Below are 12,340 nucleotides of genomic sequence, written 5' to 3'. Positions count from 1 at the left end.
GATGAGGTGTTGATCCTCAAAAGAGAGGACGAAATAGGTAGTACTTTAATTAAAATCGATAACGTACGCCTAGACCTCCCTGAAACCAAAACTGAAAAGGATTATCAAACACCTCTATCATAGTAGTAAAATCCATAAAGATAGAGATCGGAGCATTGGAAAAAGTATATTCCAAGCCAATTACTCCATCTACTCCAAAGTCGATATCAGTCTCTTTATCCCCTGTGGTATAGTACCATGTTTTGTCGCCATGTACTTTGTAACGATAGTCGTAAGTATAGGTCTGAAAACGAAACTGTCCACCAAAACCATAGTACCAACTCAAACCACGAACCGCATTGTCACCCAAACGATGGATATCTTTCTGAGTAAGATAATGAAGTTGGACAGCGATTGGCGTAGAGATATCATACCCTATATATTGAAAATCATCATAATGATAATTCATATCATGATACCAATCATTAAAATGATCATTATAATAGCGATCGTCATACTTTTTTCCCGATAAAACATAAGTACTTCCAACACTAAGCTCTAAAGCATGTCCCTGCAACTCCTTCTTGATAGTCACACCACTGGGGTCTCCCAAACGAACTCCAACACCCCAATCATAATCAGAAGCGTGACTATTAGAAGATCGATTATTACGATTACTGTTCGTATTACGAGAATTGGATGAATGTCCATTAGAACGCTTCGAACTAGTTGTATTTTTTCTGTTTGAAGAGGTTGCTTTAGACTTATCCTCTGTTAGATATTTGGAAGAGACATATCCCTCCTGCCCATTGTATGTAACTTTCCACCATCCATTGCTATTTTGTTCCATTACTCTCACCTTTCCTTTCGGTGGGATAGAACGGACTACACCATAATTAGACGACGGACCTCTTCTAAGGTTCAGTCCCTGAGATGCTTTTACATAGTAGATTGTTTGAGCCGATAGTGTGTGTGTCAACATACTCAACACCCCAAACACGATGAAGAGTAGTAGTTTTTTCAATTGCTTCATTATTTTCCTAGAACATTATTTGTGAGCCGCAAATATAATATGTTTATAGAAGTACAAAACAAAAAGAAATCAATATAATGAACATAAAATAAAGGACACCACAGACAACACACACTTTAACGCTATTAATAAACAAGTTACAGCACTTGGACTAGAACAAATAAATTAAATCAAAACAGTTAAAATATAATGTATTGACAAAAAAACACAAACGAAATAGTAAGAAGACTGAGTTTTGAAGAGAAGAAGATTAAAACGGAACTCCTCTCTGATTACAAAAAGGATATCCACTTTAAATAAGCAAACGACAAATATTAATCAAATAGCAGAAAGATAAATGCTATTTTCATTACATTTATAACCATAAACAATCATACGTAATATGTTTTTCAATAAGTGGATACAGCACTATTATCTCGACCAAGGAGATCAATCCTGTTATAAGGGTAAAAAGATTATTAGCCATTATCGACTAGGGAATAGCCTCTATCATCATCAAAACAAAAATATCTTTAGGAAACTATTATTTAGAATATATGCCATATACTATCACCGTTTTATCTATCAAACCCTTTGTTGTGATATTCCTTTTGCAACACACATAGGAAAACGCTTTACCATACACCATGGACATGGAATTGTGATTCACCAAGACTGTATTATCGGAGAGGATGTCACCATTCATCACCTTGTAACCATTGGAAACAAGATGGGGAAAGATGGTAAACTCAGCGCTCCCCCTACCATTGGAAACTATGTGGAGATTGGAGCAGGAGCAATTATTTTAGGAGATATCCATATAGGAACGAATGCACGTATTGGTGCTGGAGCAGTAGTTACCAAAGAGGTTCCAAAAGGAGCAACAGTAGTAGGAAATCCAGCGCATATTATTACCGAACACCTTCTCTAAATCGGGACTATAGATTAACGATCAATCCCCAATAAACCCCCATATTACGCAAAGAATTATCCTTTTTACTCAACCCAGTAATTCCAATATCATAACCTACATAAGGCTCTACTACCTCACAATTCATACTAATATAGAATTTAACCCCACAGGAGGTACGAACACCATCAGCCTTATCATGATATCCAAATACCATATCACGAGAATAAGCATAGTCCCCAAAACCATCAATAACTTCTCCTCCAATATTATAATCAAAATAGGGCTCAATACCAATCCTAGGTCCGCTTCCAGGTAACATTAAATTGCATTTACATAACTGAATATCGGCGGCACATTTAAACTCAAGACAGTTCAAGATAAAGCGGTTTTCTTGCATCGCATATTTCTCATTCACATCTCTCCCCGCCCCCTTCTTCACATAAAGAACCCCTGGGGTAAAAGTAAAAGGATATTTATTGTAAGAACGAACTATTCCCAAGTGCATTCCTGTAAGATAAGTATAATGAAACTCGGGAAGATCACTAATCGTAAACCGATTCAACCCTGCCTGAATCCCCCACCTCTTATCTTGGGCATGGATATGTAAGCAATAACAAGTTACCAATAACAACAAACGAATCTTAAATCTCATGAATCTTAAATTATATGAATATCATAAAGTATCCATCACATCCTGAAAGCACTATTTTTTTCTTAGGATAGAAGCCAAACATTTGGCAACTGTTTCTAATTATGGAGGGAATAACAAAACTGAATTAGAACAATACTTATTCCATAAAACATCTACACAAATAAACATATATTTAATTTATAAAACAATTATTCGTTTTACAACTGATCCTAAAAATTGGAAGTAATAAACACTTGCATCTTTCATTAGAGATCGCTCAAGCCGAGTCTCTCTTTTTCAATAATCACCCAGTTTAGAAAAAGCAATCTAAAGTCTAATAAAGAGGTAAATAAAAAAGATAAAATCGTTCCGTTTTAAAAACAAGAACACACCACTGGAAATCGCAGGAATTAGCACCAGAGAAAGCAAAAAAATAGCATAGCCTTATTTTTAGACTATGCTACAATATCGAAAAAGGAATATGCTTTCGAATATATTAATTCAGATCAAAATTATTGTTCTGTAGTTTGAGCCTCTCCATTAGATTCAGAAACACTTAATTCATTTTGTTCAACTATTGCGGTATGCCCTAATTCAACCAAAACATTATCAGTAAGAACGGTTTTTATATAGTTAGAATCGGCACTTGGCTCTACTACTACTTCATAGCTTCCTGGTGTAACACCTCTTAAAAGAAACTTCCCTTGGTTTAAATAGGTAGACACAGTATCACTCCCCATAATAGCATAAACAACCCCTAATGCATCTTCTTGCACAGCTCCCTGAATAGCGCCTGATTGAGCCTCAAAGAACATCTTTATTGTAGGCTTTAGTTTATAATTACCATTGCCCGTTTCAATAACAGAACGTGCGGCATCAAAATCTAGAATTGCATTGTATGCCACACCTGCCTCTAGGGTCTGATTGACCAAAAGCTTCAATCCCGATTGTGAGCCACTTGGAACTTTCATCTCATATTCTTGTCCATCAACAACCACACTATTATTATCCCCAAGAATTAAACGAATTTGATTATAAGTCCCAGCTGGAAGCGAACCCGAAGTTAATAATGTATCATTACCAGCAGTATATTCCAAAAGATTATAAATTCCACTGTTTACATTCCCTACAGAAGACCATCCACTTTGATCTTCACTCACATTTATCTCGACATCTCGAACATCAATATTTACCTTATCATAATCTGCTGGAGCATCTGTAAGTCGAACATTTAATGTTGCATCATTTGTAGAACTGCTATCATCACTACAGGAAAATAAACCAAATGACAATACAGCTAAAGCAAATACATTTAATAAAATCTTTTTCATCTTTATATTTTTAAAAAGTTGTTGCTATTAACAAATATAGGTTTTATATCAGATTATCAAAACACACAAACATCGATCCACAATATTTAATGGTATTTTGAATTTAAAAACATTAACAAATAGATGTTTATAATTTAAGATAAATCAATAAACACAAACTCCTAATTAAATATTAAGTAACTACACCTCACTCATATACGTTATGTTTAATAAGAACCCAGATAATTAAATTAATTATCTTACTATAACAGAAACCTATAACTCTCTAAGGATTTGTTTTTAATTATTTTTAACCAATGCGAATACTAAAATTTTCTTATCGATAGACCTATCCTTACAGTCAAGTATATAATATAACGATTTAGACATAAAATAGTTTCTTTAGTCCGTGAATTATCCATGTTCGGTGTATCATGATGAGAATTTCCCAACTGGTACTCGATCTATACCTACTACTGCTTTGCTTTGTTTCGTTTCACTTGCTTAAATGCACGATATAGATTAGCATGCGAACATACAATACAATACAGGTCAAGTCGGTAGCTAAGGCTCGTCCTTGTTTATTATCTCCTTTTACTTGCTTCACCAATGATAGATTCGCTCCCTCTACGTGTTCACGAATTCCGCATTGGTGTATAGTGTCCAGATTCTGTTCCATGAACAGATCTAATTGGTACGCTATGTCTTGCTGATGCTCCATAAAATAAACGTTCGACTGACTGCTCCTTACGTTAATTGATTCAGACCTTCGTATTCCTAAAAAAAACTACAATGTTTTGTGCTAACTTCTCACTCTTATGAATATCTATGGTCGATTGTCTTCAATCGGTTTGTCACCGTTGCAACAGGTGGTGAAATCTCTCAGAATAAGGCAATAGACTTTCCTTGCGTATCGCCTGATTTACTGTATGGAGTTACGGTTAAATTTGGGACGTTCCCGACACACAGGTCGGTTACACTCTACAAGTCAGTCTTATAGCAGGTTTCTGTACGTCAAGTTTGCAATGGCTTCCTTCAGATTTGGAATCACCTCCAACACCCTTGTCAATTGCGAATGTTTCCTATCAACTCGGCACATACAGAGACTTACACTCTGCCAGACTATTTACCATGCCCGACATACAAAAAAGAGGAGATCCACAAAAGGGTCCCCTCTACTATTAACGAAACTTATATAAAACCAGCAACAAAAAAGAAATATCTACCATTTAGAATCATCAATTAGCTGAAACATCTTGGCAAATGTCGTATTCAGAATAGGATCATCATATTTATAAAACTTCGCTTTAAAAGCGCTATTCTTCTTCTTTAACACAAATTCCTCGAGATAATGAGAGGAGATATGGGAGTGATAACTTGGAGTCAGTGCCTCCACCTTAAACTCCTCCAAAACTATATTCCGTACCGTTACTCGATACTTTCCCTCCTTAAAATCGATCGTAACAAAAGCACTTCCTATCATATTTTGATAATATAATGGTGCTTTGGCACGTCCAAAACCTGCATCTTGATAGTTAAAGTGGAACTTATTACAAGAAAAAACGATCTTGTTGTCAAACTCTTTTATCTCTTCTGCTGCGACATGGGTTAACAATAATGCTTTGGTCTTCTCCATATTATAAGGGGTAGTAAAGATCTTTTGCCACACCACTTTCCCTTTTTCAATAGATAGGTTATCCTTCTCTCTATTCTCAGCAAATATTAAACATGGTATACAACATAGCCACAACAATAAAATCTTCTTCATCTTTCTATTTTTCTATTCAACAACGAACTATGACTAAACATAAAACTCACTGCAACTCAAACCAATGAGTAGAGCAATCACATAAATGAATGTTATTTCTCTATGAAAGATGTTTTCTATTGGTAGAACACCAAGAAACCTTAGATGTTGCGTGAAAAAAACACAAAATTGAAAATCATATTTTAACATATATCATCGAGTGACATTGGGTTGTGATCTTAAAGGTTCCAACTGCCTCATCTCTCTATTGATTAATCATCTTAAAATATAAAATACGACGATACGAATAAAGCACCTATTGACACTTCTCTTCCTCTTCGAAATATACTTGACACAAGCCATATCCTTCTACCAAAGAACGAAAAAAGGCAACTCCAAATGGAGTTGCCTTAGTATAATAGAATGTTGTATATCACTATTTTGCTGGAGCAAATTCAATATGAATCTTTTCAGATTTCTTGATGAATTTGCGAACAAACTTCTCTACATCCGACTTAGTAATCTCTGCCAATACTGCATCTGGATTATTCTTATCTTCTGTCATATCCACACCATCCTGAATATAAGCAGTAAGTTGACGCTCATAATATGAGTTATGATCTTTCGCTTGCGCAAAATTCTTCTTCATATTCTTCACAGCCTTACTGAAATCTTCTTCAGAAATTCCCTCTTTACACATGTTATCTATTTGAGCACGTACAATTGTCATCAACTCATCCGCGCGATCAGGCTTACAATCAAACTGAACAACCAAAGTAGCAGCCGACTTAGGATATTGTTTGATGAATGCACCAACACCAACACCATAAGTACCGCCAGCTTCTTCTCTCACCTTCTCTGTGAAACGGAAATCTAAAACTGCTTTCACGATATCCATACAAAGATCGCTCTTCACACTATACTTCATATACTGGTTAAAACGCATATGCTCAGTAGTCTTAGGAGTCTCTAACTTAATAGCAATCTCTCTATTTACATCTTTCTTAGGGAAAGTAACTTTGTTATCTACAAATTTCTCTTTGCGATCACCAGCATTCAAAGAAGCGATATATTTACATACCATCTTCTTCGCCTCATCCTCTTTCACATTACCAACCAATACGAAAGTAAAGTCGCTAGCATCTTTCATACGATCTAAGTAGATACTCTTCATTGTATCGAAGTTCACCTTCTCGATTGTTGCAGGGCTAAGAAGCATTACTCGAGGATTATGATCTTTTGTGATCACAGAGATAGAATCACGACGAATAGCATCTGGATTTTTATCTAGATTGGCTACATAAGCAGCATAACGAGACTTTTGTGCATCGAAAGCTTGCTTGTCGAAACGAGGACTTTGGAACTTCAAATACAATAGTTGCATCATTGTTTCAAAATCTTTAGGTACGGCATATCCAGAAATATTCTCAGAAAGACCACCCACACTCATTCTTACAGAAACACGCTTTCCTGTCAACATCTTCTTCAAGCTAGTTGCATCGAAATCGCCAGCACCATAACTCGCTACAAAATCAGAGATAAAGTTTGCTGAGATCAATTTATTTACGTCACTTACTTTCGAAGTACCACCCCAACTGTGACCATCAATCACCACTTTGTCTTTGTCGATGTCTGCAAAACGATACAATACCTTCGCACCGTTAGAAAGAGTCCACTCTTTAGCATCAAACTGAGAAAGTGTTTTCTCTTCTACAATAGTACCTGCCTTGATTTTCTCTACGTCTACCAATGGCTCATTGGTCACTTTGTCTACGTAAGGCTCCAATTTAGTGTCTTTCATCGCTGTCAACATCGACAAAGCCTCTGTCTCAGACATATGCTCTACTTCAGTAGAACCACTAATCACAACAGTACGGTTACCATCTTTACTCCAGTGCTTCAAGAAGTTGTTCACCTCTTCTACCTGAATAGTAGGAAGTACCGCTTGTGCAAATTGATACTCTGCCTCGATACCAATCACAGAAGAACCTGTCAAGAAATTGCTTTGCAACTGACGGCAGTAACGGTCGTTAGAGATCTTATCTCTCTTTTTATATTGTGACTCAAGTCCACTGATCATATTCAATCTTGCTCTGTCAATCTCTGATGTTTGGAAACCAAAACGTGCAGCACGCTCCCACTCATTCAAGATCGCCTGATATCCCTCTTTCTCTTTTCCTGGCTTCACACCAACAGAAGCAGTAAAACAGTCATATCCTCTTACAAATCCACTTGCACTTACAGCACCCCAAATAAATGGAGAATCTCCTTTTTGTAGAAGCTCTTGGATACGAGCATTAAACATACTGTTCATCAAAGACTTCACATAACTATTTCTAATATCGCCAATAGTCTCTGGATTCTTTTGTGATGTACGATCTAACTTATATACAGTAATAGAATTTTGAGACATCTCTTTATCCAAAGCCTTCACAAAATAAGTCTCTTTGTGGTAAGGAATATCAAAGAAAGGGCGTGGCTTTTCGTTCTTCACTGCTGGTACAGATGAGAACATCTCTTTCACTTTTCCCTCTATTTTATCCACATCAACATCTCCAACCACAATAATACACTGTAGGTCTGTACGATACCAGTCGTGATAAAAATCACGCAATGTTTTATATTTAAAATTATTGATAATATCATAATCTCCAATTACGTCACGTACAGCATACTTTGACCCTTTTAACAATACAGGGAAAAATTGATTTCTTACACGGAAACCTGCATTACGACGAGTTCTCCACTCTTCTGAGATAACGCCTCTTTCAGAGTCGATCTCTTCTTCTGTTAGAAGCAAGTAGTTTGTCCAATCCTTTAATACCAAAAGACAAGTATCAACCAATCCTTTAGGACCTGTTGGCACCTCACTTAAGTTATAAGCTGTCTCGTTAAAAGCGGTATAAGCATTGATATTACGACCAAACTCTACACCATGCTTCTGAAGCGTATTCAAAATACCTTTTCCTTTGAAATGCTCTGTTCCGTTAAAAGCCATATGCTCAAGAAAGTGAGCCAATCCATTTTGGTCATCATTCTCTAGAAGCGCTCCTACATTCTGAACAATGTAGAAACTTGCACGATCTTTTGGCTCTTCATTATGACGAATATAATAAGTCAAACCATTAGGAAGAACTCCTTTTCTCACATTCTGATCTAATGGAGCCGGGGTGTCCATTGTGACCTGTGCATTTACTGTTGCTATGGATCCCAATGTAAGAAGGATAACCAATAAGCTAAGTAGTTTTCTCATAAATTAATTATTATATGTTGATACAATTAATAGACCTACAATGATACACTTTTTAACTTTTATACACAATTAATTATCTTATATCTTTCAAATAATTAATAGTCTAACAAAATCCATTGATAGGGTGTCATTCGATCATTTCCTCTATAAAAGCTTATTCTCAGAATAGAAACAAAGCTTTTATTTTTCAATACAAAAAAATACAATCTCAACTATTAGTATCTCTTACTCTAAAAGTATTACACATTTTAACAAGCAATTTTACTCAGCCCCCATATTATAGTCTACTAATTCCCACATAAAAGGCTACAAACAAAGGGCTTCTCTAAAATTATTTAATTGCTATTTTTTTTATTCTATAATATATCTGTAAATTGAGACTTTTCAAATAAAAACTGAACATAATAGATTTATTTAATAACTAAAACACATAAACTAATGAAACAATTACGTGAAGTAACCAAGAAAGCACTTCTTGTGCCTCTACTTCTACCTACACTTGCACTTGCCAATAAACCGGCTACTCCAGAAAGACCCAATATTGTTCTTTTCATGGTCGATGACATGGGATGGCAAGACACTTCCTTACCTTTTTGGGATAAAAAGACGTATCTAAATGAGCAGTTTCACACTCCAAACATGGAGAAACTTGCCGAACAAGGAGTAATGTTTACACAAGCTTATGCATGTGCCATCTGTTCTCCAACGAGGGTCAGTTTGATGACTGGTATGAATGCTGCTCGACATAGAGTAACCAACTGGACACTATATAAAGATAAGATGAACACCAATACCGTTAAAGGTTTGAAGATCCCTAAATGGAACTATAATGGTATTGCAATATCCGAAGATCTAAATAATGCAGTCTATACTCCTCAACCCCTACCGAAACTTCTTAAAGACAATGGATATTATACCATCCACTGCGGGAAAGCACACTTTGGAGCAGTCGGAACCCCAACAGAAAATCCACAAAATGTCGGTTTTGATGTGAACATTGCAGGATTTGCAGGCGGTGGACCAGCATCATACCTTGGGAAGGAGAATTTTGCAAAAGTAAACAACCCAAATTCGATATGGAATATTCCTGGCTTAGAGGAATTTAATGGTCAAGATATCTTCTTAACGGAGGCGTTGACACAAAAAGCACTGAAAGTGGTTCATGACTCAGTCCCAAAGAACAAACCTTTCTTCCTTTATATGTCACACTATGCTGTGCATGCGCCCATCACTGGTGACGACAGATATGAAGAGAAATATATCCAAAGAGGATTAAGCCCGATTGAAGCCAAATATGCTTCGATGGTAGAGGGGATGGATAAAAGCTTGGGAGACATTATGAAATATCTTAAACGCCATAAATTAGACAAAAACACTATTGTGATCTTTATGTCCGATAATGGAGGATTGAGTGCTCATGCTCGTGGAGGACTAGCAAACACCCACAACTTACCTCTTTCTAGTGGTAAAGGATCTATTCACGAGGGAGGAATACGAGAGCCAATGATCGTAAAATGGCCTGGGGTCACCACTCCAAATACAAAATGTAACCAATCAGTAATTATCGAAGACTTCTATCCTACTATCTTAGAGATGGCAAACATCTCATACAAAGAGAATAAGAAGCAACCAATAGATGGTTTAAGTTTTGTTTCGGAACTAGAAGGAAAAAAATCAAAGAACAAAGATCGTGCTTTCTACTGGCACTTCCCTAATTCATGGGGACCACAAGGACCAGGTATTTCATTCTATAGTGCTATTAGAGAAGGCGATTGGAAACTAATCTATTACCACACAGATCAACGATTTGAACTATTCAATATCACCAACGATATAGGCGAACACTACAATTTGGCAAGCCAACAACCAAAAAGAACTAAAAAGATGGCTACAAAACTAACCAAATATCTAAAAGAGGTAGATGCCCAGATGCCAACATTTGCAAAGGATGGAAGCCCAGTACCATATCCTAGCGAAATCGAAACAATCATTGAAAGATAACCATAAAACATATAAATAAGATGAAAAGATTGATATTGGCATTCATCATTATGTTTGCCTTTAATACGAGCTTTGCCAACAAACTAAAAACGCCTCAAGTACTCGGCTCTCACATGGTTCTCCAAAGAGATACCCTTGTCAAAATATGGGGATGGGGAAAACCAAATAAGAAGATAACACTAACCTCTTCGTGGAATAAAAAACACTATACCTCAGAAGTAGGAGAAGATGGGAAGTGGCTTTTTGAAATAGAGACTACTAGTGCAGGTGGTCCATATAATATTACCATACAATCGGCAAAAGAGAAGATTGTATACGAGGATATTTTGATGGGAGAAGTGTGGCTCTTTTCTGGACAATCCAATATGTTTTTTAAATTAGAGGGGAAATATGGTAGTTATACCTACAGAAGACAAGAGGTGCTGAAGAGAGCAAACAACCCACAAATACGTATCTTTGATGTGGATAACATTGCTTCGCTCACTCCTTCAGACACACTGCTATCCAAAGAACAGTGGCAGGTATCTACTCCAAATACTGCAGCAAAGACCAGTGCCATTGCGTATATGTTTGCCTTGCAACTGCAGGAGACTTTAAATGTACCTATTGGTGTTATTCACAGCTCCTTTGGAGGAAGCTATATCTCCTCGTGGATTAGCAAAGAAAATTTGGCTAAATATGATAATATCAAGACAGATAACCTGAAATTTACAAGATGGAACAACGATGTTCCTACCGCTTTGTATAACGCAATGATTCGACCATTGACCCCTTATACCATCCAAGGGATGTTATGGTATCAAGGAGAATCGGACAGACACAAACCAAAGCAGTATATCTCTCTATTTAAGGATTTAGCAGCACAATGGCGTAAGGAGTTCGATTGTAACTTCTCCATCTTTCTTGCACAAATCGCTCCTTTTGGATATAAAAACGACTCAGAATCTCAATACATAAGAGAGTCTCAAGTTACGATTAGTCAAACCATAGAGAAAAGTGGTGTGGTAATCACAAGTGATGTGGGAGAGAAAGGAAACATCCACCCACATGAAAAAGGACCTATTTCGGATCGCTTCGTTAACTTGGCTCTTCACCGTGTCTATAATATGACAGCCATTGATGACCAAGGACCAACCTATAAGAACGCAACCACAAAAAAAGGGCGTATGATCCTTGAATTTACCCACTGCAACGAAGGAATGGTTTGTAAAAATGGGAAACTTACGAATTTCACCATCGCAGGAAAAGATAAAAAGTTCTATCCAGCAGAAGCAAAAATCATTGGATGGAATAAAATTGCAGTATCTTCCGATAAAGTGAAGAGACCTGTGGCTGTACGTTATGGATGGAGCAACTTCTTTAAAGGAGATATCTATGATGCAAACAAACTTCCACTATCTTCATTCAGAACCGACCAATGGGACACATATAAAGATAAAAAAGAGAGTAAATAGAAAATAGATAGTTTAAACAAAAGGGATATCGTGAACGATA

At 36.6% G+C, this 12,340-nt stretch carries 9 protein-coding genes; 3 read left to right on the top strand and 6 right to left on the bottom strand.

Annotated features, from left to right (window positions below):
- Positions 1–49: 49 nt before the first annotated feature.
- Positions 50–1,012, bottom strand: coding sequence for an SH3 domain-containing protein (locus K4L44_05525; protein QZE15294.1), 963 nt, complete (start codon positions 1,010–1,012; stop codon positions 50–52).
- A gap of 382 nt (positions 1,013–1,394) precedes the next feature.
- Between K4L44_05525 and K4L44_05520 the strand changes: the two genes are divergently transcribed.
- Positions 1,395–1,922 (top strand): serine O-acetyltransferase, encoded by a 528-nt coding sequence (locus K4L44_05520; protein QZE15293.1) that lies wholly within the window; start codon positions 1,395–1,397, stop codon positions 1,920–1,922.
- A 7-nt stretch (positions 1,923–1,929) separates the two neighbouring features.
- Here K4L44_05520 and K4L44_05515 read toward each other — a convergent pair whose 3' ends face one another.
- The 5 genes from K4L44_05515 to K4L44_05495 form a co-directional block, all read right to left on the bottom strand.
- Positions 1,930–2,556 carry a hypothetical protein gene (locus K4L44_05515; protein ID QZE15292.1) on the bottom strand — a complete coding sequence of 209 codons (627 nt, stop codon included), beginning with the start codon at positions 2,554–2,556 and terminating at the stop codon, positions 1,930–1,932.
- A gap of 491 nt (positions 2,557–3,047) precedes the next feature.
- Complete coding sequence (locus tag K4L44_05510; GenBank protein QZE15291.1) at positions 3,048–3,866, bottom strand: DUF4382 domain-containing protein; 819 nt, start codon at positions 3,864–3,866, stop codon at positions 3,048–3,050.
- A 475-nt stretch (positions 3,867–4,341) separates the two neighbouring features.
- Positions 4,342–4,566, bottom strand: coding sequence for a hypothetical protein (locus K4L44_05505; GenBank protein ID QZE15290.1), 225 nt, complete (start codon positions 4,564–4,566; stop codon positions 4,342–4,344).
- Between the two features lie 501 nt (positions 4,567–5,067).
- Positions 5,068–5,613, bottom strand: a complete 546-nt coding sequence (locus K4L44_05500; GenBank protein QZE15289.1) for a hypothetical protein — start codon at positions 5,611–5,613, stop codon at positions 5,068–5,070.
- A 415-nt stretch (positions 5,614–6,028) separates the two neighbouring features.
- Positions 6,029–8,845: an insulinase family protein gene (locus tag K4L44_05495; GenBank protein ID QZE15288.1), complete on the bottom strand. Its 2,817-nt coding sequence runs from the start codon at positions 8,843–8,845 to the stop codon at positions 6,029–6,031.
- 438 nt (positions 8,846–9,283) lie between these two features.
- On the opposite strand from K4L44_05495, the gene K4L44_05490 reads away from it, so the two are divergent.
- Both K4L44_05490 and K4L44_05485 read left to right on the top strand, forming a co-directional pair.
- The gene (locus tag K4L44_05490) at positions 9,284–10,846 is read left to right on the top strand and encodes a sulfatase (protein ID QZE15287.1); all 1,563 of its coding nucleotides are present in this window, start codon (positions 9,284–9,286) and stop codon (positions 10,844–10,846) included.
- Positions 10,847–10,866: 20 nt separating this feature from the next.
- Positions 10,867–12,300, top strand: coding sequence for a sialate O-acetylesterase (locus K4L44_05485; protein ID QZE15286.1), 1,434 nt, complete (start codon positions 10,867–10,869; stop codon positions 12,298–12,300).
- Positions 12,301–12,340 lie beyond the last annotated feature (40 nt).

The sequence above is a fragment of the Prolixibacteraceae bacterium genome, assembly GCA_019720755.1.
GTDB lineage: Bacteria > Bacteroidota > Bacteroidia > Bacteroidales > Prolixibacteraceae > Halosquirtibacter > Halosquirtibacter laminarini.
Note: the sequence above shows the minus strand (reverse complement) of the source record. Positions and strands in the feature narration are given on the sequence as shown.